At 59.1% G+C, this 26,121-nt stretch carries 30 protein-coding genes; 10 read left to right on the forward strand and 20 right to left on the reverse strand.

The genetic code is table 11. From position 1 onward, the window contains the following. Nucleotides 1-26 precede the first annotated feature (26 nt). Nucleotides 27-317, reverse strand: a complete 291-nt coding sequence (locus RBB75_RS15350) for a flagellar FlbD family protein (RefSeq protein ID WP_179637591.1) — start codon at nt 315-317, stop codon at nt 27-29. 265 nt (nt 318-582) lie between these two features. On the opposite strand from RBB75_RS15350, the gene RBB75_RS15355 reads away from it, so the two are divergent. The 3 genes from RBB75_RS15355 to fliS all read left to right on the forward strand — a co-directional run bounded on the left by RBB75_RS15355 (nt 583) and on the right by fliS (nt 3,433). Continuing rightward, on the forward strand, nt 583-1,428 hold the full coding sequence (locus tag RBB75_RS15355) for a flagellin (protein ID WP_179637592.1): 846 nt from the start codon (nt 583-585) through the stop codon (nt 1,426-1,428). A 153-nt stretch (nt 1,429-1,581) separates the two neighbouring features. After that, nucleotides 1,582-2,955, forward strand: coding sequence for a flagellar filament capping protein FliD (gene fliD, locus RBB75_RS15360; RefSeq protein ID WP_179637593.1), 1,374 nt, complete (start codon nt 1,582-1,584; stop codon nt 2,953-2,955). A 4-nt stretch (nt 2,956-2,959) separates the two neighbouring features. Further along, the gene (fliS, locus tag RBB75_RS15365) at nt 2,960-3,433 is read left to right on the forward strand and encodes a flagellar export chaperone FliS (protein WP_179637594.1); all 474 of its coding nucleotides are present in this window, start codon (nt 2,960-2,962) and stop codon (nt 3,431-3,433) included. A 90-nt stretch (nt 3,434-3,523) separates the two neighbouring features. Here fliS and RBB75_RS15370 read toward each other — a convergent pair whose 3' ends face one another. Both RBB75_RS15370 and RBB75_RS15375 read right to left on the reverse strand, forming a co-directional pair. Beyond that, entirely contained in the window at nt 3,524-5,290 is a 1,767-nt protein-coding gene (locus tag RBB75_RS15370) for an ABC transporter ATP-binding protein (RefSeq protein WP_179637595.1), read from the reverse strand. 34 nt (nt 5,291-5,324) lie between these two features. Further along, on the reverse strand, nt 5,325-6,023 hold the full coding sequence (locus tag RBB75_RS15375; protein ID WP_353068576.1) for an FKBP-type peptidyl-prolyl cis-trans isomerase: 699 nt from the start codon (nt 6,021-6,023) through the stop codon (nt 5,325-5,327). Between the two features lie 153 nt (nt 6,024-6,176). Between RBB75_RS15375 and RBB75_RS15380 the strand changes: the two genes are divergently transcribed. Continuing rightward, entirely contained in the window at nt 6,177-6,527 is a 351-nt protein-coding gene (locus RBB75_RS15380) for an ArsR/SmtB family transcription factor (protein ID WP_353068577.1), read from the forward strand. Then, complete coding sequence (locus tag RBB75_RS15385) at nt 6,493-6,990, forward strand: SRPBCC family protein (protein WP_179637597.1); 498 nt, start codon at nt 6,493-6,495, stop codon at nt 6,988-6,990. Before RBB75_RS15380 ends, RBB75_RS15385 begins: the two co-directional genes overlap by 35 nt. A 60-nt stretch (nt 6,991-7,050) precedes the next feature. Here RBB75_RS15385 and lptF read toward each other — a convergent pair whose 3' ends face one another. Beyond that, entirely contained in the window at nt 7,051-9,438 is a 2,388-nt protein-coding gene (gene lptF, locus RBB75_RS15390) for an LPS export ABC transporter permease LptF (protein ID WP_179637598.1), read from the reverse strand. A gap of 243 nt (nt 9,439-9,681) precedes the next feature. On the opposite strand from lptF, the gene RBB75_RS15395 reads away from it, so the two are divergent. Next, entirely contained in the window at nt 9,682-10,122 is a 441-nt protein-coding gene (locus tag RBB75_RS15395) for a response regulator (protein WP_179637599.1), read from the forward strand. Nucleotides 10,123-10,320: 198 nt separating this feature from the next. Here the strand turns inward: RBB75_RS15395 and RBB75_RS15400 are convergent, their stop codons facing one another. From RBB75_RS15400 to RBB75_RS15440, 9 genes are all read right to left on the reverse strand, one after another. Further along, entirely contained in the window at nt 10,321-11,076 is a 756-nt protein-coding gene (locus RBB75_RS15400; RefSeq protein WP_179637600.1) for a response regulator transcription factor, read from the reverse strand. Between the two features lie 37 nt (nt 11,077-11,113). Beyond that, the gene (locus RBB75_RS15405) at nt 11,114-11,794 is read right to left on the reverse strand and encodes a MarC family protein (protein ID WP_179637601.1); all 681 of its coding nucleotides are present in this window, start codon (nt 11,792-11,794) and stop codon (nt 11,114-11,116) included. Between the two features lie 171 nt (nt 11,795-11,965). After that, the gene (locus RBB75_RS15410) at nt 11,966-12,892 is read right to left on the reverse strand and encodes a sensor histidine kinase (RefSeq protein WP_179637602.1); all 927 of its coding nucleotides are present in this window, start codon (nt 12,890-12,892) and stop codon (nt 11,966-11,968) included. 43 nt (nt 12,893-12,935) lie between these two features. Beyond that, nucleotides 12,936-13,862 (reverse strand): M28 family metallopeptidase, encoded by a 927-nt coding sequence (locus RBB75_RS15415; RefSeq protein WP_179637603.1) that lies wholly within the window; start codon nt 13,860-13,862, stop codon nt 12,936-12,938. Nucleotides 13,863-13,890: 28 nt separating this feature from the next. Continuing rightward, nucleotides 13,891-14,277 (reverse strand): DUF3037 domain-containing protein, encoded by a 387-nt coding sequence (locus RBB75_RS15420; RefSeq protein ID WP_179637604.1) that lies wholly within the window; start codon nt 14,275-14,277, stop codon nt 13,891-13,893. Beyond that, nucleotides 14,255-14,869 carry a HipA family kinase gene (locus RBB75_RS15425; RefSeq protein WP_353070397.1) on the reverse strand — a complete coding sequence of 205 codons (615 nt, stop codon included), beginning with the start codon at nt 14,867-14,869 and terminating at the stop codon, nt 14,255-14,257. Before RBB75_RS15425 ends, RBB75_RS15420 begins: the two co-directional genes overlap by 23 nt. Nucleotides 14,870-15,091: 222 nt before the next feature. Continuing rightward, complete coding sequence (locus tag RBB75_RS15430; RefSeq protein WP_179637606.1) at nt 15,092-15,601, reverse strand: DUF3011 domain-containing protein; 510 nt, start codon at nt 15,599-15,601, stop codon at nt 15,092-15,094. Nucleotides 15,602-15,790: 189 nt separating this feature from the next. Further along, entirely contained in the window at nt 15,791-16,492 is a 702-nt protein-coding gene (locus RBB75_RS15435) for a DUF3011 domain-containing protein (protein ID WP_353068578.1), read from the reverse strand. Nucleotides 16,493-16,653: 161 nt separating this feature from the next. Continuing rightward, nucleotides 16,654-17,643 carry an acyl-CoA desaturase gene (locus tag RBB75_RS15440; RefSeq protein ID WP_434557138.1) on the reverse strand — a complete coding sequence of 330 codons (990 nt, stop codon included), beginning with the start codon at nt 17,641-17,643 and terminating at the stop codon, nt 16,654-16,656. 127 nt (nt 17,644-17,770) lie between these two features. On the opposite strand from RBB75_RS15440, the gene RBB75_RS15445 reads away from it, so the two are divergent. Beyond that, nucleotides 17,771-18,682, forward strand: coding sequence for a type I phosphomannose isomerase catalytic subunit (locus tag RBB75_RS15445; protein ID WP_353068579.1), 912 nt, complete (start codon nt 17,771-17,773; stop codon nt 18,680-18,682). Between the two features lie 11 nt (nt 18,683-18,693). Continuing rightward, nucleotides 18,694-19,245 carry a DUF1697 domain-containing protein gene (locus tag RBB75_RS15450; RefSeq protein ID WP_353068580.1) on the forward strand — a complete coding sequence of 184 codons (552 nt, stop codon included), beginning with the start codon at nt 18,694-18,696 and terminating at the stop codon, nt 19,243-19,245. A gap of 33 nt (nt 19,246-19,278) precedes the next feature. Here the strand turns inward: RBB75_RS15450 and RBB75_RS15455 are convergent, their stop codons facing one another. The 3 genes from RBB75_RS15455 to RBB75_RS15465 all read right to left on the reverse strand — a co-directional run bounded on the left by RBB75_RS15455 (nt 19,279) and on the right by RBB75_RS15465 (nt 21,935). Beyond that, nucleotides 19,279-20,142, reverse strand: a complete 864-nt coding sequence (locus RBB75_RS15455) for an IclR family transcriptional regulator domain-containing protein (RefSeq protein WP_353068581.1) — start codon at nt 20,140-20,142, stop codon at nt 19,279-19,281. Between the two features lie 156 nt (nt 20,143-20,298). After that, complete coding sequence (locus tag RBB75_RS15460; protein ID WP_353068582.1) at nt 20,299-20,988, reverse strand: peroxiredoxin family protein; 690 nt, start codon at nt 20,986-20,988, stop codon at nt 20,299-20,301. Between the two features lie 2 nt (nt 20,989-20,990). Then, entirely contained in the window at nt 20,991-21,935 is a 945-nt protein-coding gene (locus RBB75_RS15465; protein ID WP_353068583.1) for a dienelactone hydrolase family protein, read from the reverse strand. 185 nt (nt 21,936-22,120) lie between these two features. On the opposite strand from RBB75_RS15465, the gene RBB75_RS15470 reads away from it, so the two are divergent. Both RBB75_RS15470 and RBB75_RS15475 read left to right on the forward strand, forming a co-directional pair. Continuing rightward, nucleotides 22,121-22,690 (forward strand): GNAT family N-acetyltransferase, encoded by a 570-nt coding sequence (locus tag RBB75_RS15470; RefSeq protein ID WP_353068584.1) that lies wholly within the window; start codon nt 22,121-22,123, stop codon nt 22,688-22,690. 15 nt (nt 22,691-22,705) lie between these two features. After that, complete coding sequence (locus tag RBB75_RS15475; protein ID WP_353068585.1) at nt 22,706-24,220, forward strand: helicase HerA-like domain-containing protein; 1,515 nt, start codon at nt 22,706-22,708, stop codon at nt 24,218-24,220. A gap of 6 nt (nt 24,221-24,226) precedes the next feature. Here RBB75_RS15475 and RBB75_RS15480 read toward each other — a convergent pair whose 3' ends face one another. The 4 genes from RBB75_RS15480 to RBB75_RS15495 all read right to left on the reverse strand — a co-directional run bounded on the left by RBB75_RS15480 (nt 24,227) and on the right by RBB75_RS15495 (nt 26,106). Then, nucleotides 24,227-24,613: a Fur family transcriptional regulator gene (locus RBB75_RS15480; protein ID WP_179637615.1), complete on the reverse strand. Its 387-nt coding sequence runs from the start codon at nt 24,611-24,613 to the stop codon at nt 24,227-24,229. A 142-nt stretch (nt 24,614-24,755) separates the two neighbouring features. Further along, complete coding sequence (locus RBB75_RS15485) at nt 24,756-24,899, reverse strand: DUF3309 family protein (RefSeq protein ID WP_179637616.1); 144 nt, start codon at nt 24,897-24,899, stop codon at nt 24,756-24,758. Nucleotides 24,900-25,293: 394 nt separating this feature from the next. After that, nucleotides 25,294-25,575: a hypothetical protein gene (locus RBB75_RS15490; RefSeq protein ID WP_179637617.1), complete on the reverse strand. Its 282-nt coding sequence runs from the start codon at nt 25,573-25,575 to the stop codon at nt 25,294-25,296. A 159-nt stretch (nt 25,576-25,734) separates the two neighbouring features. Then, nucleotides 25,735-26,106 carry a hypothetical protein gene (locus tag RBB75_RS15495; protein WP_353068586.1) on the reverse strand — a complete coding sequence of 124 codons (372 nt, stop codon included), beginning with the start codon at nt 26,104-26,106 and terminating at the stop codon, nt 25,735-25,737. Between the last annotated feature and the right edge of the window lie 15 nt (nt 26,107-26,121).

Genomic DNA, 26,121 nt, shown 5'->3' on the forward strand with positions numbered 1-26,121 from the left:
GGTCTCCTCTTCCAGGGTGAAGTTGATTATTCGTGAGAGGCTTTGCGGTCTTGATTTTTTTCTGAGTTACGAAGCTGCTGGTCGGCGTCGTGTGCGGATCTTGCGATGAGGGCGGGTGCGGCCTCGGGCCATGCCTGGCGAAGGACCGCAGCACGGAACTCGAGGGTGAGCTGCGAGACCTGGCTGCAGGGCTCGAGGACGATGAGCTTTTCGCCGGTGATTAAGGTGAGGACGGTGTCGGGTGAGGCTTCTGCGTATTTGATGAGATCGCAGTTTACGGCGAGAGGACTACCGTTGAGGCGTGTTAGTTCGATCATGTGTTTATGGACTCCTCCCAGATCTCTCATCGGCAGGGAAGTTGCCGTCAATAGGAAGCAGGAGGCAGGTGACTATGACGGTGGAGCGAAATGAGATTTGCGTAAAGTCGGCGCGGGGGGTGCCGATGAGGGGTTTGAACGCGGAGCCTACCGCTTGGTGAACCGGATCTCACTGACTGCTTCGGCAAGGAGGTGAGTTCGCCGGTCGGACACCCGGGACTGGCGTCGCGGTAACTCAAACCGAGCAGTACAGGAGCGTTTACCTATGTCCTTGGGCATTCTTACCAACGTTGCAGCAACCTATGCAGAGAACAACCTCAACCAGACACAGGGCAGTCTCCAGACTGTTCTTCAACAGCTCTCTTCCGGTTCGCGCATCAACAGCGGTGCGGACGACGCGGCCGGTCTTTCGGTTGCTGATGGCCTTCATGCCAACGAAGCTGCTCTGACCCAGTCGGCCCAGAATGCCCAGAACGGTGTTGGCTTGCTGCAGACCGCTGATGGCGCTCTGTCGCAGGTGACGAACCTGCTGGACCGGGCGACGACGCTGGCGACTGAAGCGCAGAACGGCGGCCTGACGGCTGCTCAGACGACTGCGGCGAATACCGAGTTTCAAAGCATCGTTACCGAAATTGGCAATATCGGCACTGCTACAAACTTCAACAGCAACGCGGTCTTTTCGGCAGCTGCGACGAACTTCGTCGTGACCGACGGAACGGCAACTGGAACCACGACGATTGCTGCTACGGTCGGTGCGTTGACTACAGCGAGTGTCGGTACGGCAACCGGAGGCGGTGCGGGAGCGACTCTTTCCGGCTTGTCCCTGGTGACGGGCGCGGCGGCTGCTCTGGCTGCGGTCAATGGTGCTATCACCGACGTGTCGAACCAGCGTGGTGCTATTGGCGCGAACATCAACCAGTTGAACGCCGCTTCAAACGTTGCAAGCACCGAAGAGGTGAATCTCTCTTCGGCTGAGAGCAGCATTCGTTCGACCAACTACGGTCAGGCGACCAGCGATCTGGCGAAGTTCCAGGTGCTGAGCCAGACCGGTATCAGCGCGTTGGCCCAGGCCAACAGCGTGCAGCAGGAGATTCTGAAGCTGCTGCAGTAAGACGTAGAAGTGGGCGGCGGCCGGATGAGATGGTCCGGTCCCCGCTTCTTCGGTTATGGGCCTCCGATGATCAAGCTGAGAGATCTCTAATTCACGGGCTTTGAGGCTGGCTCGACGATTGCTTGTTGCCGTGTAGGAAAGCGGGAAGATGACATGGGTACAGTTGGATTAAGTTTCGGATCGGCGACCAGCGGCCAGGGATTTGACGTAGCGACAACCGTCACGGCGATTCAGGCGTCGGAACAGGCGATTGAAACTCCGTGGAATAATCAACTGACTGCGTTGCAGGCCCAGGATACGGTCTTCAGTGGGCTTGGGACTGACCTCGGAAGCCTCACGACGGCCTTGCAGTCGCTTACGGATTTTAACGGGGTCTTTGCGGAGAAGCAGGGATCGAGCTCCAATACCGATTTGTTGAGCCTTACCTCTGCCGGTTCGTCGGCTGTGGCCGGTAGTCACACGGTCACAATTACTCAATTGGCACAGACCTCATCAGATGTTTCGACCGCGATTTCGAGTGCCAGCGATACGCTTACCGGCACCGTGACGATTCAGGGCAAAGTGTTTGACACCGCCACCAGCGGCAGCAATACGCTTACGGGCCTGGCTGCCGCGATCAATTCGGCTGCCATCGGTGTTACTGCCAGCGTGATTACGGATTCCTCCGGGTCGCGGCTCTCGCTTGTAAGCGGAACCAGCGGTGCGGCCGGACAGCTGGCCACTATCACCAGCACTCTGGCCGATGGTGGCACCAGCATAACGTTTCCAGGTCCACCCAGTAGCGGCCAACAGGGACAAGACGCTCGAATAACCGTGGATGGAGTTCAGGTCACGAGTCCGTCGAACACCGTGACCGGCGCGATTCCCGGGGTAACCTTTCAGCTGCTCTCGTCTGCTTCTCCGGGAACGCAGGTGCAAGTGCAGGTTACCGACAATACGACGGACATAGGAACAGCTGTGAGTAACTTCGTCTCTGCCTATAACACGGTGGTCAAGGACATCAATACCGAGGCGACGAATAGCTCTACTGGCACTGCTCCAGCACTTCTAGGGAGTCCGATATTGGCTCAGTTGCAGAGCCAGCTTACGGGGGCGCTCTTCGGAGGGGCGGCGAGCGGCTCAATCAACAATTTTGGCCAGTTGGGAATCAGTATGAACAATGACGGGACTTTGACGCTGGACTCAAGTACGCTTACCAGCGCGCTCAGCTCGAATCTCTCCGACGTTACCGGCTTTTTTCAGAGTTCAGGCAGCTTTGGCCAGACGCTCTCAACGGCGGTGAATAATCTTGGAACGCAGGCTCCCAACGGCGCGATCTATCTTGCGCAGCAGCAGAATGCAGCGCAGGAGAAGGCGCTGAATGCAGACATCACGAACGAAAACTCATTGCTCTCGGAGCAGAAGACACAACTTACGGATGAGCTGAACACTGCGAACCAGATCCTGCAGTCCATTCCCAGCCAACTGAGCCAAGTGAATGAGATTTACAGCGCCGTTACCGGCTACAACCAGAATCCGAATGGATAAATCAATGAGCGAACGAAGCTATCAGCAGCAGTCTTTGGCGGGCGCAACCGGAGTTGAGCAGATCGTTGCGCTTTACGATGGCACGGTTCGGTTTCTTTATCGGGCGATGCAGTGTGTGGAGGAAGACGACGTTCGCGGGCGACGCATCGCGGTGAAGAAGGTGCTGGATATCCTGACGTATCTTCAGGCGCGGTTGCGTCCGGATCTGGGTGGGACGGTTGCTGCTTCGCTGGCGGATTTTTACACGACGATGTTTACAATGACGCTGGAGGCGTCGCATCTGGAGTCGAAGGAGCAGTTTGAAGAGGTGATTGGGTTTGTTCGTAATGTTCGTGAGGCATGGATGGTAGTGGCACGTGATCCGGAGGCAGGCAAGGTGCTGCCGAGAGAGCTGCGGACTCGGGAAGAGCGATTTGTCCCGCAGACGGAGGTGTATGCGCCGGTTGGTGAGAGTGCTGCTTCGGGTTGGTCGGCTTAGTTTTGTCAGCAAGTCAGCAAGTCAGCAAGTTCGCAAATGCGAGTCGTCTCCTCGTCAGGCTTGCAGCTAACTAGCTAACTGGCTGACTTGCTACGTGGCTACGGCTAGCTCTTCTTCGAGGCGCTGCTTTTCAAAAAGACTGGTGTAGTAGCCGTTGCGCACGATGAGTTCTTCGTGGGTTCCCAACTCTGCGATGCGTCCGGCTACGAGGACGGCGATCTGGTCGGCGTTGCGGGCGGTTGAGATTCGGTGGGAGATGAAGATGGTGGTGCGGGTGCCCATGCCTTGACGGAGGCCGTTGAGGATGCGCTCTTCGGTGTAGGTGTCGACGCTGGCCAGGGCGTCGTCAAGGATAAGTATGCGGGGTTCGCGGATGATGGCACGGGCGATGGCGGTGCGCTGCTTCTGGCCGCCGGAGAGGGTGATTCCGCGCTCGCCTACCATGGTCTCGAAGCCTTTGGGGAACTCGAGAATTTCGTTGCTGATGTGAGCGATGCTGGCTGCGTCCTGCACCTGCTCCTCGGAGGCATCGGGTTTGCCGAAGGCGATGTTCTGGTGGATGGTGTCGGAGAAGAGGAAGGTCTCTTGCGGGACGAAGCCGATCTGGCGGCGGATGTCGGCGAGTGGATAGGAGCGGATGGGTTCGCCGTCTACGAGGACCATGCCGGGAGCTGCGTCGTGCAGGCGCGGGATGAGGCCGACGAGGGTCGATTTTCCGGAGCCGGTGGGGCCGACGATGGCTAGCGAGGATCCGGCAGGGATGCGGAGGTTGATGTCCTTCAGGACTGCTGGTGCGTTGGGGTAGGCGAAGGTTAGATTGCGGAACTCGATGTCGCCTGCGATCTCTTCCGCGTTTTCGAAGCGATGGAGTTGCTGCGGGGTGACGTCCTGATCGGTGATGGCGGGTTGCTGCTTAAGGAGCTCGTCGATGCGGACGACAGAGGCGGTGCCGCGCTGGAAGAGGTTGACGACCCAGCCGACGGCGATCATGGGCCAGGTGAGCTGCACCATGTAGACATTAAACGAGGTGAACTGGCCCACGGAGATGTGATGGGCTACGACCTCGTGGCCACCGACCAGCAGCGTGATCATCAGCGAGAGGCCGAGAACGAACTCGAGCGTGGGCCAGAGCATCGCCATGAGGCGGACCAGGTGCAAACTGCGCTTGATGTACTCAAGATTGGCGGTCTCGAAGGAGGCGATCTCGGCGTCTTCCTGGGCGAAGGCTCGGATGAGGCGGGCGCCGGAGAAGTTCTCATGTGCCTTGGCGGAGATGTCGGAGAACATGGCCTGAATGCGCTCGAAGCGGCGATGGATGCGGTTGCCGAAGTACTGGACGAGGATCGAGGCCATGGGGAGGGGGACGAAGGCGAAGAAGGTGAGCTTGGGGCTGATGCGATACATGAAGGGCAGCGCGGCTGCAGTGAAGACGACGGTGTTGGCGCTGTACATGATCGCCGGGCCGAGGAGCTGGCGGACGGCGTTGAGGTCGTTGGTGGTGCGCGCCATGATGTCGCCTGTACGGGTGGTGTGGTAGAAGCTGGGAGCCTGGCGTTCCAGATTACTGAAGAGATCGTTGCGGAGGTCGAACTCGATCTCCCGGGAGGCGCCGATGATGACCTGGCGGGTGATGTAGAGAAAGATCGCGGAGAGTACTGCGATGAGAAGGAGGCGAAGAGTGTGGTGGACGACTTTGGTTTCGGTGATGCCGTGCTGCATGTCGTCGATAGCGTGGCCGATGACGATGGGGATGAGCACCTTGATGGTGTTGTAGAGGATGACTGCGACCCCGCCCCAGGCGAGATGCTTCCAATATCGCCTGAGGTAGGGTGCGAGCGGTTTAAGTCGTTCCAACATGTTGGTTTCTGAGTGTCCTTCTGATGAGATGAGGCTAGAGGGTCTCAGGGTGCGGAGGGTTGGTGGTTGGAGTGGTTGGGGTACTCGGAGTAGTCGGCGTGGTGGGGGTTGTTTGAGTTGTTGGCGCAGTAGGAGTCGTTGGGGTAGTCGGAGTAGTCGGGGTAGTCGGGGTTGTTGGTGCGGTCTTTTGAGGGGACTCGGGCGCAGTGGGAGGTGTCTTGGGCTGAGGCGGAGTGTCGGACTGTGCGACGAGCTCTAGGTCGAAGATGAGGTCCGCTTTGGCGGGGATAACGGGTGGACGGCCGGATTCGCCGTAGGCCAGTTGATAAGGGACGAAGAGACGGCGCTTTCCTCCGACGTGCATGCCCTGGAATCCAGTGTCCCAGCCAATGATGACGCGGTGTGCTCCGTAGGGGAAGGTGATGGGTTCGCCGCCGGGGTGATCGAAGGAGGAGTCAAATTTGGTGCCATTGGTAAGCCAGCCGGTGTAGTGGACGGTGTAGTACTTGCGCTCTTCGGCGGGTGCGCCTGTGCCGATTTTGGTGTCGATGTACCGAAGCGTGTAGAGGGGCCTAGGGAGGCCAACTACCTTGGGGATGTTGGGAGGCGTGGTTGCGGTCTTTGCGGCAGTGGCGTGGTGCGGGGTGGTGGTGGTTGCCTTCGGGGTGGTTTGGGCGGTGGCGGCAGTAGTGAAAGCGGCCAGGAGGGCGATCGAGGAGAGCTTTGCAGTCATTGTGATTCCAGTTTAGGACCTTTGGACAAACTGGAGGTGAACTGGTGGTTTTTAGTGCTGTGGCCAATCTATTTAGTTGTTTGGTTGAATAGTTTTTAGTTTTGGACTATATTCAACCGCTTGGTTGAATTGTCGGGTGCTTCTCTGGATTCCGTGTTTCATGCCCTTTCGGACGCTACGCGTCGCGCGATTCTGCGGGACGTGAGCCGGGAGGCCAGAACTGTGGGGCAGATTGCAGAGCCCTACAAGATGTCGCTGGCGGCGGTTTCTAAGCATTTGCAGGTGCTGGAACGGGCGGATTTGATTCGACGGGAGAAGAAGGGCAACTTTCGGATGGTGCAGTTGAATGCGGATAGTTTGCGGGCAGCGCAGGCGTGGCTTGCCTACTACGAAACCTTCTGGACGGGCCAGTTGGATGCCCTTCAGAATTACCTGGAGACGGCGGAGACGCCGGGAGAGGATGTGCCGAATGGCAACTCTGGAGCTGGAACAGAAGAAGAATGATGGAAGTGCTTTGAAGCTTGAGCTGACACGAGTGATTCGGGCGAGCCGGGCACGGGTCTACGAGGCATGGACGCGGCCGGAGATTCTACAGAGATGGCATGCGCCCGGAGATATGAACTTTGTGAGCGCCACGCTCGATGTGCGTGAGGGGGGAGTTTACGAAGTTTTATCGCAGGGGATGATGTGTGCCAAGGAGGGAATGACGGAGGAAGAAAGAAAGCGTCAGGTAGCGGTTCGCGGGGAGTATCTAAGGGTGATTCCGAACGAGCTGCTGCAGTTTACGTGGAATGGAAGTTGGGCTCCGACGGAGACCTCGATGGTGACGGTGTTTTTGAGAGATGTCGAAGGCGGAACGGAGATTCGGTTGCGGCATGAACAGTTCGCTACAGAGGCTTCGCGAGATGGTCATGTGATGGGCTGGGAGAGCTTGTTCGGCAAGCTGGCCGCGGCTATCGAGGATTGATGAAAGACGGCGCGGCGGACGGGCGGGTCCGCTGCTGCTTGACTTGTACTGTTGCTGAAGTTACGTGGGGGTGCGGAGGAGGAGGTAGGTGCCGGTGATGCCGAAGAGAAGATCGGGCGTCCAGGCGGCTAGGACTGCGGGCAGCGTGTTGACGTTGCCGAGGGACTCGAAGATGAGGGCGACGACCCAGTAGGTGATGGCGAGACCGATGGCTGTGGCGATGCCGGTGAGGGAGCCTTTTTTACCCATAGACAAGGCGAAGGGGATGGCGAGGATGGCCATGACCAGGGTGATGAGTGGGTAGGCGATCTTTTTGTTGAGCTGTACGCTGAGGCGTTTGGTATCGAAGCCGGATTGCTTGAGGTCGGTGATGTAGTGGGAGAGTTCGGTGTAGCTCATCTCCTGCGAGGGGATGTACTCCTTTTTGAAGTAGGTGGGTTGCTCGCGAATCTCGGGGAAGGTGGCTACGGTGAAGGGCTGATAGCTGGAGATGGTTTCGCCGGAGAAGGTGCGCTGCCAGCCGTTGTCGAAGACCCAGTTGTTGACTTTGGGGTCCCATTGGGCGGTTGCGGCGAAGATGCGGCGTTGCAGGGTGAAAGAAGCTGGGTCAAACTCGAAGACGGTGAGGTTGGCGAAGGTGTCTTTTTCTGCGTTGAAGTACTGGTAGTAGAAGATGCGGGAGGGTTCGCCGGCGTTGTTGGTCTGGCCGGAGATCCACTGGCGGTCGGGGCGGGAGAAGGTCTGGGTGGGTTTGTCTTTGATGATTGAGAGGAGAGCCTCCTGGCGGCGGTTGGCGGCGGGTAGGTAAATCTCGTCGAAGACGAAGAGGCCGGCGGAGATGAGGATGGTGACGACGAGGACTGGCGTGATGATGCGGTAGAGGCTGATGCCGCTGGACTTCATCGCGGTGAGCTCGGAGGTGCGGCTAAGGGCGCCGAAGGTGACGAGAACTGCGACCAGAGCGCAAAGGGGAGTGACGTTGTAGAGGATGTAGGGGACGAGGTTGATGAGGTATTCGCCTACGGTGATGAGGGGCGTGCGGTTTTTGAAGATGGGACCGATGAGCTCGAAGAAGGTGAAGATGAGGAAGAGGGTGGAGAAGGAGCTGAGGACGATGGCGAAGTTGGTGGCGTACTCGCGCATGACGTAGTCGTCGAGCAGGAGGGGGAACTGGATGCGGACGATGCTGCGGAAGCGGCGGAGGAGGGTGGCGACGTCGTGGTTGGAGCGTGCGTTGGCGGACTCGTGGCCGTTACTGGTGAGGCGGGTGATGAGCTTGCTGAGCCAGACGCCGATGGTGGAGACGAGGCTGAGGGCGATGCCTCCGCGGGACATCTGGTAGAGGAGAAGAGCGCCGGCGGCGGCGAAGAGGAGGTTCGCTCCCCAGACGCCGAGGAAGGGCGAGAGCTTGCCTGATTGCGCGAAGGCTACTCCTACGGAAGAGAGGAAGTAGTAGATGAAGACGAGGAGGATGGTGAGGACGAAGCCGGTGGATTTGCCTCCGCGTTTGGAGGAGATGCCGAGGGGAACGCCGACGAGCATGAGGACGAGGCAGGCGAAGGGATAGGAGAAGCGCTTGTTGAACTCGATGCGGTAGACGGAGGATTCGTGGCCGCTGGTGGCCTGGATCGCTTTCGCGCGACGCCAGAGTTCGGGCAGGGAGAGGGCCTGGATGGGCGTGTTGACGCGTCCGAGGTGCGCGTCTTCGGGGGCTTCGGTCTCGATGGGGACGTCGGTGCTCGAGAAGGTGGAGATGTTGTATTGGTTGGGGTCGGTGGAGGAGGTGTCGTGCTGGCCGCCATTGAGTAGATGCAGGCGGATGGTCTGGGCGTCGGGCGTATTGGGGGTGCCGTTGACGACGATGGCCTGGTCGGCGGTGGTGATGTGCGGGTCAGCTGGCTCGGTTAGGTCGGCGAGGAAGACGTGATGCCAGAGGGCGGCTCCGGCTGCGGGGCTGACGTCCTGGATGTAGAGGACGCGGTCTTTGAACTCTTCATAGAAGACGCGGGGCTGGACCTCGAAGGAGGCTTGCGAGGATTTAAGAGATTCGCCGAGGGAGATGAGGCCGGAGGCGGCGCGAGGGGCGAGGTAGAGCGAGTTGAAGAGGCCGAGCGCGAGGGCGACGGCGGAGACGATGGAGACGATGCGGACGAAGTCAATGGCACCCATTCCGCTGGCACGCATGGCGGTGATCTCGCTGTCGGCGGCGAGGCGGGAGAGGCCGAGAAGGATGCCGACCAGAACGGCCATGGGAATGGTGACGGTAAGGGCTGGGGGGAGGGTGAAGGCAATGATTCGGGCGACATCTCCCATGGTGGCGGAGTCGCGGACGACGAAGTCAAGGATGCGCCCGAGGTCGCGCATGAAGATGATGAAAGTAAAGAGGGCTCCGCCGAGGAGGGCGTGCGAGATTACTTCGCGAAGGATGTAGCGGGTGATGATGCGCATTTGTTTGCTGTTTCGTGGAACTGGTTCAAGTGTATCGCGTGTGTGGAAGATTGCTGATTGTGAGAGAAGGAGTTAGGGGTTGCGTTTGGATTAAGGCAACTCGCGGAGAGATTGTGCACTCCATCTTCTGAGAGCAACATGCTGAATGCGAGAACTTCGCGTGGCTGTTGATGCCGAAGCGCGAGCTGAGAGTGTGTGGTTGAAGTGGGAGCAAGGATTCAGAACAACTATGATGATTCGCCGATGTCGCTAGATATTTTTGCCTCTGAGCGTCGTGCCGCGGAGCTTTCGCCGAGCAAGATTTTGCTGGTGGATGATGATCCGGATATGCGGGCGCTGACGCGGACGTTTCTGGAACATGAAGGCTATGGAGTATTTAGCTCCGGCGATGCTGAGAGGGCAGAGCAGATCTTTCGCAGTGTGCCGGAGATCGATCTGTTGGTGACGGATCTGTATATGCCGGGCAGGTCGGGAATGGAGCTGGCGCGGGAGCTGAAGATGATCCGCAGTGGGCTGCCGGTGCTGATGATCTCGGGTGGTATGGTAGACAGCGCGCAGAAGCTGCGGTTGGAGCAGGAGGGGTGGAGCTTTCTGGCGAAGCCGTTCCGGCTGCCTGAGCTGTTGAGCACTGTGCATCGGATTCTTGCGCCAGTGGAGGCGCGGAGATGGAAGGAAGCGCGGTAAGGTTGTCGGTTCGGGCCGATCAGAGTAAAGGCGAAAGCGAGATACGGGGGTCTCTCCACTGCGGCGGCAAAGTGCGCCGCCTCCGGTCGAGATGACGAGTCCTAGTCTGTGATCGATGAAACCAACAACTGCATATACAGCTGGTGAGACATACAGATGGTAAGGCTGTCGTTCGTTCAGGATTACGGAAGAGAGTGCCTAGGGGTTGGCGAGGAAGCGGTAGCCGATGCCGCGGACGGTGATGAGGTGTTGGGGGTCGGCAGGATCGTCTTCGATGTATCGACGGAGACGGACGATGAAGTTGTCGATGGCGCGGGTGTCGGTGTCTTCGTGGACTCGCCAGACGTCTTCGAGGATGGCGGATCGCGAGACGATCTGGCCTTCGCGCTCGGTGAGGTAGCGAAGGAGATCGGCCTCCATGAGGGTGAGGTGGGTGATGCGGTTGGGGGCGATGAGCTCCAGGGTATCGAAGCGGATGGTGCGGTGGTTGAAGGCGTATTCGTCGGTCTGATCGGCGATAGCAGGTGGTGGAGTTTCGGGAGTTGCGGCGTTCTGCCAGGCGGTGCGGCGGAGGAGTGATTTGAGGCGGACGAGAAGGATGTTGAGGTCGAAGGGCTTGGCGAGGTAGTCGTCGGCACCGGCCTCGATGCCTTCGAGAACTTCTTCGGGGCGGGAGCGCGCGGTGAGCATGAGAACGGGGGTGTAGTGGTGGGCTTCGCGGAGTGTGCGGACGATGGTGAAGCCGTCAGCGCCAGGGAGCATGCCGTCGAGGAGGATTGCGGCGATGTGCTCTTCGGGGGTGGTTTTTGGGGCGAGGAGATAGCCAAGGGCGGCGTCGCCGTCGGATTCATGGTGGACGCGATAGCCTTCAGCCTGCAGGTTGAAGAGTAGGCCCTGGGCAAGATGCTCTTCGTCTTCGACGAGAACGATGAGTGGGGCGGCGGGTTCGGTCATGGTGTTTTCAATTTTCTATGCGTAACTCTTATAGTTACTATTTTTGCAGTAGAGGTGTGAGGAGGTCGCTGAGGCCGTTCCACGCTATCTGCACTCCGATGCAGAGCAGGATGAAGGCAACGACGCGAAGGATGCCGTGCGCGGTCGCGGGAGAGATAGTCCGGGCTATTTTGGGCGCATAGGCGTAACAAAGATAGACGAGAGCGCTGAGTCCGATGACGGCGATGAAGAGACCTACGTGGGCCAGGACTTTGTCTTCGAGTGTGGTCTGATCGGTGTGCACACTGAGGGTGAGCATGACTACGATGCAGCCCGGGCCGGCGGTGATGGGAAAGGTGAAGGGGTAGAAGGCTTTCTGTTGCAGGCTGTCAATCTCTGCCGGTGTGACGGCGGGGACGGCGGCTGCCGTTTTCTCCGGATTGGGAGTGCTGTCCGGTTGATTCAGGAGCGACCAGGCGATCATGGCAATGACGATTCCGCCTGAGACTTGAACGATGGGAAGCGAGATACCGAAGAAGCCAAGGAGATATGAGCCGATGAGCTCGATCACGGCGAAGAAGATGACGGTGTTGATGGCGATGCGGCGGGCGAGGCCGCGATAGATGTCGATGGGCGCAGCGCCGACGAGGCCAAGGAAGATGAGCGCGGAGCCGAGGGGATTGATGAGCGGGAGGAGCGCGCTGAATCCCAGGGCGAAGTATTTCCAGAGCAGAAACATGGAGGTCACGAAGTCGGTTGAAGTGAGCTACGAGCTTTGATGTGATTGTACGTCGGGTGGTGGCAGTGGATTGAACGTGAATGGGTGAGGACAGCAGGGTTTTTCACTTCCCCTCCGACTGTGGTCAGGCCGGGTCGAGATGACAGATTAGTGGCATGCTGCGCTTCGCTCTTAGCCGGGAGTTGCCGAAGAGGCTGGCGTGGCGAGGGGAAGGGTGATGGAGATGGTGGTGCCGAGGCCGGGACCGGGGCTGGTGGCAGTTGCTTCGCCGCCGTGTTGATGAGCTATGTTGCGCACGAGAAAGAGGCCGAGGCCAGTGCCCTTAATCTTGGCCATGGCTCGGCCGGGGACGCGGTAGAAGCGCGTGAAGATGCGCTTGAACTGGTTGGCGGGTAGACCGACTCCGGTGTCGGTGACGCGAAGTGCGATCCAGGTGTAGTTGGAGATGGCGAGCGAGCAGCGGATGTGAACGCCATCAGGGGAGTACTTGACGGCGTTGTCGAGGACGTTGAGGACGGCGGTGCGGAGGTCTTCGGCGATGCCCTGGGTGTAGAGGCGGATGACTCCGGGGATGGGTTCGAGGGTGATGTTTTCGGCGGGGAGGTTGTGGCGCTGGATCGTGATGGCGATGCAGTCAGCTACGAGAGACTCCATGTTGATGAGGGTGCGGTTTTGCTGGCGGTGCCGCTGGCCCAACTGGCCAGCTTTGAGGACCTGCTCGACGGTGGCGAGGAGACGGTCGGAGTCGGAGAGCATGATCTTGTAGAACTCCTGGCGCTGGGGCTCCTCGAGGGGGCGGCGCTGGAGGGTTTCGAGGTAGAGACGAATGCTGGCGATGGGGGTTTTTAGCTCGTGGGTGACGGCGTTGAGGAAGGAGTCCTGGCGCTCGTTGCGGCGGATCTCACGGACGAGGAAGACGGTGTTGAGGACGACGCCGGCGATGAGAGCTGCGAAGAGGATCACGCCGAGGACGGCGATGGCTACGGTGCGCTTGTTAAGAATGATCCAGGTGATGTTGAGAGTGACGAGGCCACCTACCAGGAGAGCGCCGAGGGTGATGAAGAAAGCGATAGCTCCGCGACGTCGAGTGATGTTCATGGCTTGCTGGAAGTATAGCGGGGGTGTGGGGCAGGCGCGTACATCAATGAGGTATGGAAGTGGCCGGGAGGCGACGCCTGAATCGTGGTGAAGAGAAGCTGCTGTTGTCAACGGGCTTTGCGATGCAAACGTGGTGGCTGGGTAAGGGAAGGGCATCTAAAGCAGGAAGATAGGCGGCGAGCAGACGGAAGGTGTCGTAGTAGTCGTCAAGATGAATAGCGGTGGGGTTGTCTTCGGGACGATGTAGTATGTGGGCGTTAGATGGGGTAAGGCTATGGATCATGAGAGTGCAGACCTTCTGCGCTACAAATGACTCCTCGTCAGATTCCCCGAACCCGTCTACGTTCATGCCGGCGATGTGGATATCAAGAATGTGGGCGACGGTAGCGATGGTATTGACCAGCCGTGGATCGGATTGACTGATCCAGACTTTCGTCGGGCCGAGTCCGAGGGTGTCTAGATTAATCATGGCTTCGATGTGCGCTAACTGATCGGAACTGAGTTGCTTGACGTAGAAGCTGGAGCCGACCAGGCCGCTTTCTTCGCCAGTGAACCCAACAAAGACGAAGGTATGTTGGCGAGGGGAAGCCGCAAGAGTCTGAAAGAGACTGGGGAGAAGCGCCGCGCCGCTCCAGTTATCCACGATACCGTCGCCTTTGTCGACATGATCAAAGTGGGCTCCAACGACGATGGTTGCGGGTGTAGCACTGGGAAGCAGGCAGATGACGTTAGGTTGTTTTCTGGTGGGGACGATCTGTTCGGACAGCGTGGCCGGGGGACAGCCAGCTTCTATAAATAGTTGTTTGAGCGCTGCCTCGCGTTTGGTGTCGTTGCCTTTGTAGAGGCTCAGGTGTTGCTTGATGGAACTAACAGGGACAGCGACTTGTTGCGCTACGCAGGAAAGGGGGAGGAGTCGAATGACGATCGTCGCGGCCAACGCGATCTTACTTTGAGATCGGAGGAGCTTCATAGCTTGCTGGAAGTATAGCGGGGGGGGGTTAGAGAAGGAGATAACGGCGGGCGAGATTGTCCATGAGGTCTTCCGGGGCATCGCAGAGACCGGTGTGGACGGGGGAGACCTGAATGATGGTGCTGCGGGGAGAGACGAGCCAGTGGAAGCGTTCGCGTTGGCTGAGTTGGGAGATGGGGCCGGCGGTTGGATCTGCGGCACAAATTTTAGGGAAGGCTTCGAGGTGAGTTCGGACCAGGTCGAGGTCGAGGTCTGCCCAGAGGGCGCGAAGGCGCTGATTGTCGATGTGGATACGGGCTTCGAGGAAACGCTGTTGCAGGCAGAAGACGACGACGCCCGCGTTGAGGAACTCTTCGCGCTCGACACGGGGGACGACGCGAATGACTGCGTAGTCAAATGAGATGGGCGCGAGCACGGACGGCCTCCTGGGTGAAGATTGGGGATGCTGCCAGACGGCGGGTGAGGAGATCGAGATAGGCTGCGCGTGCCTCGGCTGGAGTGGGATGACTGGATTGAAGCCACTCGTCGGGAATCTGCGCGAGGATTTCATGAAGGAGAGCAGCGTTGAGGCGGGTGGTTGCCTGAAGCGCAACTTCTTCCAGCTTCGATGCCCAAGGCAGAAGGATGTGGCTGCGGACGTCGGCGAAGGGAGAGTCGGCGAGGCGCCCGGTGTCGGGCCAGTTGTGGTGAAAGTAGAGGGCAGCGCCATGGTCGATGAAGTAGAGCTGGCTATGCCAGTTGAGGAGATTGGCGTTGCGGGGGGTGCGGTCAACGTTGAGGATGAAGGCGTCGAACCAGACGGCGAGCGAGGCGGTTTGGGGGTCGGCTTTGTCGCCTGCTGCGGGGTCGAACATGGAGGAGCCGGGCAGATAGTCGAGGGCCAGGTTGAGTCCGGCGCTGGCGCGAAGGAGGTCGCGAATCTCCTGGTCTGGCTCGTTACGTCCTAAGGCTGGATCGACGTGAGCGAAGACAAGCTCGGGGATGTTGAGACCCAGGGTGCGGCCGATTTCGCCGGCGACGAGTTCGGCTACCAGCGCAAGGGGACCCTGGCCGGCGCCGCGAAATTTACGACGTAAAGGCCAAGGTCGTCAGCCTCGATAATTGCGGGAAGAGAGCCGCCCTCGCGAAGCGCGGTGACATACTGAGTGGCGCGAATGGTGCGAAGCATTGCTGCTTAGTGTAGCCGCAGGAAGCCGATCTGGGTGTCATCGGCTTCCTACGGGCGAGCGTTAGCGGACTCGGAAGTCAGCGCGGCAGCCTCGGTCTACCCAAAGGCCGCGACGGTCCACATCCCAGGTCTGGCCGCGGACGCAGGGGGAGCCGCTGATCTGCCGGACGAGTCTTACATCGCGGCTGCGGCCGATGTCACACCATCTTCTGCCTCCATCATTGGAGGAGCAGGTGACGATAGCACCGGGGCCAGGGCCGGGCGGCGGAGGTGGTGGTCCTGCGCGGCCGACGATGAACTCGGCGCGGCAGCCGCGGTCGACCCAAAGGCCACGACGATCGACGCCCCAGGTGCTGTCGCGAACGCAGGGGGAGCCGCTGATCTGCCGGACCAGGCGGACATCGCGAGAGGGGCCGATGTTGCACCAGTTTCTGCGGCCGTCGTCGGAGGAGCAGGTAATCCTCGGGGGTGGGCCGCCGTAGCCAGGTTGCGCGGCTGCTGGTGTGGGTGTGGCGCAGGTGCCCGCGATCAGGAGAAGGGCGATCAGGAGGAGCTTGGTTGTGAGCTTCATCTTGCCTCTTTCGAGTTGAAGATTGGCACGGTCTTTGAAGTGGTTGCGATTCCGAATGAGGATAGCGTGGAGACGGACGCTTGTCGAGATTGGTTGCAAAATTTTAAAAAGTCGTCACCCTTTCGGAGGACGGCTTTTTTTGTTTTGCTAATGTTGGGTCTGAGGATAGGCAAATATTGCTGGTTGGTGCTAGCGGGCCTCGAAGTCGGCGCGGCAACCACGGTCGACCCAGAGGCCGCGATTGTCAATGTCCCAGGTCTGGCCGCGAACGCAGGGGGATCCGCTGATCTGCCGGATGAGACGAACTACGCCTCGGGGACCAATGTCACACCAGTTTCTTCCTCCGTCGTTGGAGGAGCAGGTGACGGTGACGGGAGGAGGTGGCGGTTCAAAGCGACCAACGAGGAAGTCGGCGCGGCAGCCACGGTCGACCCAGAGGCCGCGTTGATCGACGCCCCATGTGTCGCCCTGAATGCAGGGAGAGCCACTGATCTGTCGCGCCATGCGGACGTCGCGATCGCGAGAGGGGCCGATGTCGCACCAGTTCCTATGTCCATCGTTGGAGGAGCAGGTGACGGTGATGGGAGGAGGTGGTGGTTCTCTGCGGCCGATGAAGAACTCGGCGCGGCAGCCACGGTCGACCCAGAGGCCACGACGATCGACGCCCCAGGTGTCGTCCTGAATGCAGGGGGAGTCGCTGATCTGTCGGACCAGACGGACGTCGCGGGAGGGGCCGATATCACACCAGTTTCTGCGTCCGTCGTCGGAGGAGCAGGTAATCCTGGGGGGTGGGCCGCTGTAACCAGGTTGCGCGATCGCGGGGGTGGGTACGGCGCAGGCGCCGGCGATAAGAAGGGTGGCGGTCAGGAGGAGCTTGGTTCTGCGCTTCATTTTGCCCTCTTTTCGAGTTTGAAGATTGCCACTGGCCCGTGAAGCGGTTTCGATTCCGGATGAGAATAGCGCGGAGTTGGGTGGTTGTCGACATTGAATCCAGAATAAAAAACGGCCGTCACCTTTTGGGGTGACGGCCATTTTTCCTTCTAACTGGTGGACTAGATGACGCCAGCCGGTTTGGGGTTACTCAGATCGAATTTGGCGATCTGGACTTTTTCCGCGAGTCCGACTTTGCTGAGGAGCCAGATGCAGTAGTAGTTGATGTCGAACTCGTACCAGGCGAGGCCATGGCGGGCGCTGACGGGATGGGCGTGGTGGTTGTTGTGCCAGCCTTCGCCCCCGGTGAGGATGGCGACCCACCAGTTGTTGCGGGAGTCGTCCTTGGTCTCGAAGCGGCGCTTGCCCCAGAGGTGGGTGGCGGAGTTGACCAGCCAGGTGGCGTGGAGGCCGATGGTGACGCGGAGGAAGGTTCCCCAGAGGACCATGCCGAGAGCGCCTACTGCGTGATGACCTGCGGGCGCGAGGGCTGCGCCGAGTGCGACCTGAAGGAGGCCGGTGACGACGAGGGGAACATAGTGGTATTTGCTGAGCCAGACGTGGACGGGATCCTTGGTGAGGTCGGGGGCGTAACGGCCGAGGAGGGCGGTCTCGGAGTGGAGGGCGCGGCCGGAGAGGATCCAACCGGCGTGAGCCCACCAGGTGCCGTCGTGCGGCGTGTGCGGATCGCCTTCCTGGTCGGAGTTCTGATGATGAACGCGGTGGGTGGCTACCCAGAAGATCGGGCCGCCCTCGAGCGCGAGGCAGCCGCACATGGTGACGAAGTATTCGACCCACTTGGGAACTTTATAACCGCGATGGGTCAGCAGGCGGTGATAGGCCACGCCGATGCCGACGTTGATCGCAAAGAAGTACATGACGAGGAAGACGGCGAGATTTTTCCAAGAGAAGAAGAAGAGAGCAGCGATGGCTCCGACGTGGAAGAGTCCCATCGCGATGGTGGTGATCCAGTTGATGCGGCCTTCCTGGTGCTCGCGGCCCATGCGGAGGTCCTGCTTGATCTTCTGGGTGACTTCGGCGACAGCTGGGACTACGGCGGCGAGCTTGGGCGCCTTTACCGGGGCTTCTTCGATGGTGGTGATCGGGGTCATATGTATCGCTGTCCTTGTGTTTTGGGTACCGGTGAACTGCTACTACTGACGCTATCAGGGGTGAAGGCAGACGTGGTGTAAGACTTTTGTAATGCCACCCAAAGGTGGGAGTTGATACCCTTGAAGTATGACAAGTGGGACCAGAGTTGCGCCGTTTGGATTGAAGCCGTGGTTTAGCGAGAGAGTGTGGGGGAAGAGCGATCTCAAGCCCTGGTTTGATGAGACTGGGACGACCGAGTTGGTGGGGGAGGCCTGGCTGACTGGACCGCAGTGTCTGGTGGAGAGTGGACCGTTCAAGGGGCAGACGCTGGCTTCGGTTGGGGAGAAGATGGGTGGCGAGTTTCCGCTTCTCGTAAAGATTTTGTTTCCGGCGGATAAGCTTTCGGTGCAAGTGCATCCGGATGATGCGCAGGCGAGGGCGATGGGGGAGACGCGGGGAAAAACTGAGTGTTGGTATGTGCTGGAGGCGGAGCCGGGTGCGACGGTCGCGCTGGGATTGAAGGCGGGCGTTGGCGCGAAGGAGGTCGCGGCTTCGGTCGAGAGTGGGACGATGGAGCTGCTGCTGGAGCATGTGCCAGTGTCGGTGGGGGACATGTTATTCGTGGATGCAGGGACAGTGCACGCTATCGGGCCCGGGGTGGTGCTGCTGGAGACGCAGCAGACGAGCGATGTGACCTATCGGCTCTATGACTATGGACGGCCTCGGGAGTTGCATCTGGAGAAGGGCTTACAGGTGATTAAGTCTAAGACACAGGCGGGGAAGGTTGCGCCACGGGAGATGGATGGATTTACGAGGTTGATTGAGCAGAGATATTTTATGGTGGATCGATTTGAGATCTCTGCGACGAGGAAACGGACGGTCGATTTTGCAGGAGCGGGTTGTCTTATTGGTTTGGCGGGGAGTGGTGTGGTCAGGACACCTGATGGAGAGTTGGAGTTGATTCCCGGAAGGGCTGTGGTGGTGCCGATGGGAGACGGGGATGTGGTTGTGGAGACGAAGGCTGGAGTTTCGTTTGCGCGGTGCGTGGCGCCGGTCTGAGAGGTGACAGTATGAAGGCGAAAGCGACTGGAAAATATGTTGCTTTGCTGCGCGGCATCAACGTTGGCGGTAAAAATATGCTGCCGATGAAAGAGCTGGCGGGACTCTTCGTCACTTCTGGATGTGAAGAGGTGGTGACCTACATTCAGAGCGGGAATGTAGTCTTCTGCGCAGGCGATAAGGTGGCAGGTGGAGTGCAGGACGCAATTACGAATCAGGTGGAATTGCAATTTGGGTTGAAGGTGCCGGTGGTGCTGCGGACGGCTTCGGAGATGCAGGCAGCGATTCGGACAAATCCGTTTTTGAAGGTTGGGACTGCGGAAGAGATGCTGCACGTTTGTTTTCTGGCTGATCGGCCGGGGCAGGACCTGGTGGCGGGGCTGGATGCGATGCGATCCGCACCGGATGAGTTTGCCGTCATCGGGCGGGAGATCTATATGAAACTCGTGACCGGAGCGGCGAAGACAAAGCTGACGAATGCGTATTTTGACTCGAAGCTGAAGACCGTGAGCACGATGCGAAACTGGCGGACGGTGTTGAAGCTCGCGGAGATGATGGCTTGACGCGCGAGCTTCGTTCGCCAGGATTTGCTGATGCTAGTTGAGGAAGGCGCCTAGTTCGTTGGCGGCATTGCGAAGGTGGTTGAGGAAGCGGCTCTGCATCTCGAGGACGGAGAGACGGGGTGCATTGCCGCTGAGGTTCAGCGTGGCGACGACCCGGCCCGAAGAGGCAAAGACGGGGACGGCCAGAGAGCGGAGGCCGACCTCATACTCCTGATCGACGAGGGCGTAGCCGTTGCGGCGCACATTGCGCAGGGTGAGGCGGAGCTTCTCGACGGAGGTAATGGTGCGTGTGGTGTGTGGGGTGAGGACGGCTTTGGCGAGGTACTGCTCGAGTTGTTCGGCCGGGAGGTAGGCGAGGAGAATTCGGCCCATGCTGGTGCAGTAGGCGGGCAGGCGGCTGCCGATGTGGAGGTCGACGGCCATGACGCGGTTGACCTGGGTGCGGGCGATATAGACGATGTCTTCGCCGTCGAGTGTGGCGACGGAGAAGGACTCGCGGAGAGCAGCGGACATGCGTTCGAGGATAGGCTGGGCGGCGGTGGAGAGGGTGTTGGAGGTGGTGTAGGTATGGGAGAGGGTAAGCATACGCGGACGGAGGGAGTAGCGCGAACCGTCTTCCGCGCCGGCAAAGCCCAGTTTGGTGAGGGTATAGAGGCAGCGGCGAACTGCGGCGCGGGAGAGGCCAGTCTTTACGCTGAGTTGCGAGATGGTCATCTGCGGGGATTGCTGGGTGAAGGCCTGAATGACGATAAGACCGCGGGCTAGCGAGGTCATAAAGTTGGGATCGCCGGTGAAGACGTCGAGAGAGGAGGCGGGAGTGGGTTTGGCGGCTGCGGGCGGAGTGGGCGGGAGAGATTCGGCTGCCGATGCGAGGGGTTGGCGAGGCGTGAGGCTCATGCGGGATCCCTTTCCGTGACGTTATCGAGGTGTTCGATAGACGGACTATCACTACGATAAACGCACGGCTCAGATATCGCAAGATGTTCACGAGACAGCTTCAATATTAAGTGGAATGTTGACGGGGTGTTTCGCAACTCTGCGAGGTCGGCGTTTTTATCTCAGGTTGAGAGCGGCGAGGACGTCGGCGGGTTCAGGGCGGACGCGGAAGTCGGCGTGGCCTTCGGCGAAGACGATGGTATTGGTCTGGTCGATGACGAAGACCGCAGGCATCGGGAGGCGCCAGCTGGCTTCTGTGGCGTTGTGATAACTGAGGCCGGTGTTGTTGAAGGGGATGTTGATGAGGATGGACTGGTAGTAGCTGCGGAGAGGCTGCGGGATGGTATGGGCTATGCCGAATTTTTCAGCAGTGGTTGCGCCAGGGTCGGAGAGGAGAGGGTATTGCAAGCCGTGCTGCTCGAGGGTGAAGTTGTTTTGGCGGGTGGTTTGCGGGGAGATCGCAACGAAGATAGCGCCGCGTCTGCGTAGGTCGGTATACAGATCTCTCCAGGCTTCAAGTTCGGTGACGCAATAGGGGTCCCAGCGGCCACGAAAGAAGTTGACGACGAGTGGGGCGAGGGCGAGTAGATCAGCTGAATTGACGGGCTTGTGAGTCAGAGCGTCTTCAAGGGTGAAGGATGGAGCCTGATCTCCGGTTTTCATGATGCGATCTTCGATGCCGGTGTTGAAGAGGTCTTCGGTCGCCCTTTCGGAGACAGCGAGGCGCTCGGGCTGCACGAGGGCACGGGTATTTTGCGTGATGCGGTCCAGTTGATCCTGAAGCGAGATGTTGAGCGCAGCGGCCACAGTTACATTATTGCAGCTGTCTCTGTGGGTTGTGGTGTTGGGCTGGCTTTCACAGTATTTGTTGTGGCGTGGCAGGAGGCGGTCGGCTGCGATCTTTGCGCTACGGTTTTGTTGTGACTGGCGTTGGCGGCAACCGGGGCCGCCTTCATCTCCTTGATGAGAGTGACGAGACGGGTGAAGGCTTGCTCGCGAGCGGTCTTGTTGCCGGGAACGTTGTTGCTGGGATCTTCGCCGGCACGCATGAAGCCGTGGCCTGCGCCGTCGTAGGTGATGGGCTCATATTTTTTTCCAGCGGCTTTCATGGCATCGACGGTAGCGGGTAGGGTTGCACCAATGCGGGCATCGTTGCCGGCGTAAAAACCGTAGACAGGGGCGGTGATTGTGGTGACGTCCGAGGGGCCGGGGCCGTAGAAGACGAAGGCGGCTGAGAGATCTTTGCGGTGAGCGGCGAAGGCGAAGGATTTGCCGCCTCCCCAGCAGAAGCCTGTGACGGCGAGTTTGCCGTTGGCTGCGGGGAGCTTCTTGCCGTAGTCCGCAGCGGCGTCCAGGTCTGCATTGACGATGGCGGGATCAAGAGCGGAGACGGCTTTGATGGTGGCGTCCTGATTGGGGAAGGCGTCGGAGCCACCTCCGTTGGGGCCGAAGCCTGTGAGCAGGTCGGGAGCGATGACGATGAAGCCCTGCGCGGCTAACTCGTCGGCCATCTCTTTGGCCCAGTCGCTGAGTCCGAAGATCTCGTGGATGAGAATGACGACGGGGGCCTTGGTCTTGACTTCGGGGTAGACGACGAAGGCCTGAACGGTGCGGTCGCCGTGTTTGAGCGGGACGTATTCGTGATGGCGGGGCGAGGCTTCGAGGCGGGTCTTGGCCCAGTCCTGTGCGTGGACGGCGCCTGTGGTGAGTGGGAGGAGAAGAGCTGCAGCGACGAGCTTGAGAGTGTAAGGCATTGTGAACGTCATGGGGAGGAGTGTAGTACGCGATTGAGTAGACGGACAAGGTGGAGGCTACGATTTTGGCCGGACATTGATGAGATTGATAAAAGCATTGAAGCGGTTGTAGTTGACTGAGAAGACTGCGAGCGAGGCGTGTTCAGAACCGCTTTTTATACACTTTTCAGATGAAAAGATTTCATTTGCGGATTGCTACTTCGGACGATGTAGCTCAGATTCGTAGTCTCATCGTGGCGTCGGTGCGGGGACTTCAAACTACGGATTATTCTCCGGCGCAGAGAGAGGGCGCATTGGCTACGGTGTTTACTGTGGATAGCCAGCTGATCGCGGATGGGACTTACTTTGTAGCCTTCGCTGAAGGCGGTGAGATTGCAGGATGTGGTGGATGGAGCTTTCGCAAGACACTTTATGGCGGGGATCACCAAGTGGAGAAGATCGCGCCGGAGAGATTGGATCCGCGGCAGAATGCGGCGAAGATTCGGGCGATCTTTGTGCATCCTGACTATGCGCGGATGGGCTTGGGTGGCTTGATTCTTGACGCTGCTGAGGAGGCGGCGGTGGCAGCAGGCTTCACGGACTTTGAGATGGGTAGTACGTTGACCGGAGTGTCGCTGTATGCGCGAAAGGGATATCGAGAGGTGGAACGGAGGCAGGTTCCAGTAGGCAGTGGGGAGACGATTGAGGTCGTGCGGATGGTGAAGCGGCGTGGCTTTGAGGTTGGCACGACGCCGTGTAGTCTTCAGGCAGATTGAGTTGGGAGTGAATCGATGATTGAGATGCCGATGATTGCGAAGGGCGCGGACGAACTATACCTGCTGCCGGGAATGACGAATCGACATGGCCTGGTGGCGGGAGCCACGGGTACAGGCAAGACGGTGACGCTGCAGGTGATGGCGGAGGCGTTGAGTTCGATTGGAGTGCCGGTATTTGCGGCAGATGTGAAGGGAGATCTGTCGGGAATCTCGCAGGCGGGAAAGAGTTCGCCGAAGTTCGATGCGCGAGTTGCGGCGATAGGCCTGGGTAAGTGGAGTTTTGCGGGATGTCCCGTGGTGTTCTGGGATGTCTTCGGCAAACAGGGGCATCCGGTGAGAGCTACTGTCAGTGAGATGGGACCGCTGCTGCTGAGCAGGATTCTGAATCTTAATGACACGCAGGCTAGTGTGTTGACTCTCGTATTCAAGATTGCTGACGACAGCGGGCTGCTATTGCTGGATATGAAGGACCTGCAGGCGATGTTGCTGCATGTGGGCGAGGATACGAAGAGCTACCAGACGCAGTATGGAAATATCTCGACTGCGAGTATAGGCGGCATTCAGCGTGGATTGGTGGTGCTGCAGCAGCAGGGAGGAGACTTTTTCTTTGGCGAACCCGCGTTGAACATTGATGATCTGCTGCAGGTCGATTCTAGTGGCAAAGGGGTCGTGAATATTCTGGCGGCGGATCAGTTGCTGCGGTCGCCACAACTTTATGCGACGTTTCTGCTTTGGCTGATGAGTGAGCTGTTTGAGAAGCTGCCGGAGGTTGGAGATCAGGAGAAGCCGAAGCTGGTGTTCTTCTTCGATGAGGCTCATCTTCTGTTCAACGACCTTCCTTCGGTTTTGCAGAATCGCATTGAGCAGGTGGTGCGATTGATTCGGTCGAAGGGGGTTGGGGTGTTCTTTGTGACACAGAATCCTATCGATGTACCGGATACGGTTCTTAGTCAGCTGGGGAATCGTGTACAGCATGCGTTGCGTGCGTTTTCGCCACGAGATCAGAAGGCGGTGAAGGCGGCGGCGCAGACGTTTCGGGCGAATCCGAAGTTGAATGTGGAGGCCGTGATTACGGAGATGGGTGTAGGAGAGGCGCTGGTCTCGTTTCTGGACGAGAAGGGAATTCCCGGGATTGTGGAGCGCGCGATGATTATGCCTCCACATAGTCAGATCGGTCCGATTACTCCGGAACAGAGAGCGGCAATTATTAAGAATTCGGTGGTGGCGGGGGTGTATGAGACGGTGGTGGATCGGGAGTCGGCGTATGAGCGGCTGAAGGGGAAGGCTGTGGCTTCGGGTGGGGCGGCGGGTTCAGCAGGGTCTCCGGCGGGTTCGGGCTCGGGGTGGTTGGGGAGCCTGGAGGCGGCTGGGACTGCGTTGGGCGGGGTGCTGGGGCAGGGGAGTTCGCAGCGGGGGGATACGGTGCTGCAGGCTGCGGTGAAGAGCGCGGCGCGGACGATGGGGAGTACGGTAGGACGGCAGTTGATCCGTGGGGTGCTGGGATCGCTGCTGGGTGGGTCGAAGAGGTAGAGGGCGCTATTTGGCGCAGGAGGAGCAGGTACCGTAGACGAAGAACTCGTGGCTGGCGTACTTGAAGCCGCGAGGGAGCTTCGGCCGGGACTGCATCTCGCAGCCCTCAAGTTCGTGGACGGTGCCGCAGGTGTTGCACTGGAAGTGGTGGTGGTGGGCCTTGCCGGCGACCTCGTAGCGGGTGGAGTGGCCGGGGACGTCAACGGGTGTGAGCCACCTGTCGTCGACCAGGCTGCCGATGTTGCGGTAGACGGTGGCGATGCTGAGGGCATCGACCTCTTTCTGGGCGAGTGCGAGGGCTTCGTCTGGGGACAGCGGACGGTTGGCTTCCACGAAGGCAGCGCGAATGGCATCTTTCTGGCGGGTGTTGCGGGTTTGGATGGTCGATGGCATGAGCACGCTTGGCTAGCGTCTTAATCCTAGCCTGTTGCGAAGATAGTCTCAACTAGGGTTTCAACTGGGGGATGAGGCAGGGAGGACTGAGCGGGCCCACTCGGGCGTGCGGAATGGGCCTGTCCAGTTAGATAACTTTGGGCTAGATAACCTTTAGCAACAGCAGGATGAGGACGATGAGGAGGATGAGACTGATTCCACCGCCTCCGTAGTAGCCGAGGCCAGGTCCCATGCGAAAGCCTCCAAAGCCGAACACCAGGATCAGAATAATCAGAACGATAAGCATCTTTAGTTTTTCTCCGTTCGGCGAAGATTCGCCAGATGGAGATGTGATGCAGATTTTGTTACGAACGTGATAACAAATCTCTTTTGTGCTCCGGCGCAGGCACCCCTCCCCCTCCCCCTCGGGGTATTTTGGGAGGAAGTTATTTCTTTACATTGACTTAGGGGTGGAGTGTGTCTGTAAAATCTTGAAAACAAGAGGGTTGCGCGCAAAATACTTGTTTTGAATTACTTACGGCGAAATGGAGTCTCGAAACTCGCTTGGTGAGAGTCGATATCGCACTCTTACAGGATAACTGTTTGAGGGGAGTGAATACGCCACGCGAAAAGTCGCGTCTGGAGCGGGTTTTCGCGCATATGGGGCTTGACATGCGATTTTTCGGCTGTTTTCGATGGGTCTAATTTTGTCTTGAATGGTCCTGGGTGGTCTGTCCTTTCGTTTGAAAGCGATTGGGTACAGAGGTCATCCTTGGGGTGGGCGAGGGGGTGCGGCAGATGGGGCAGGCCATCAGATGGTCGGCGGCGTGCCGGTTTGCTGCCTGGACGGCTTCCGCGGTGTCCATTTCGCGGGCGATCTCTTCGATTGCTTTAGATTTTGCGGGGAGTTCGCACTGGCGGCGCATGGCTTCGGCAAGGTTTTGGAGGAGCAGTGTCCCCTCGGGGCAGTAATGAGTCGACATCTCGTGCCTCCTTCTTTGGAAAGAGACGTTCGCAAGGGGTACGAGATGAGAGGCGGTTTGGATGGCCTGAAAGTTGTAGAGACGCTACATAAAGTTTGATGTAGGGCTGGTTGACCGTGGTCAGGCCATCTTGTCAGGTTTTGCCCTTCTCGTTTCGGGTTATTTTTCCTTCTCGAGTTCGACGACCATGACCTCCATTGGCTTGTCTCCGGCGTTGATGTCGGAGTGGAGGGTGTTGGGAGCCATGGCAGGGAGCCAGTAGGCTTTGCCTGTCTCCCACACGTGGGTTTCGGATGCGCCGGAGGGCTCGACGATGTTCATGGTACCGCCGGTGAGTGCGATGATGACGCGGGGATGATGGTGGTGGTGCATGGCGAGTGGCTGGTGCGGCGTGACGATCGTCTTCCAGATTTTGACGTCTTCATTTTCAAACTGAGGGAATCTTTGGGTCTTCTGTTCGACTTGCGAGATGAGAACGGTGGTGCTGAGGGCGGCCGCTAAGAAGGCGGCCACGGGGGTGGCGTGCTTCATGGGTGTCTCCTTGTG

It is taken from the genome of Tunturibacter empetritectus (assembly GCF_040358985.1).
Classification (GTDB): domain Bacteria; phylum Acidobacteriota; class Terriglobia; order Terriglobales; family Acidobacteriaceae; genus Edaphobacter; species Edaphobacter empetritectus.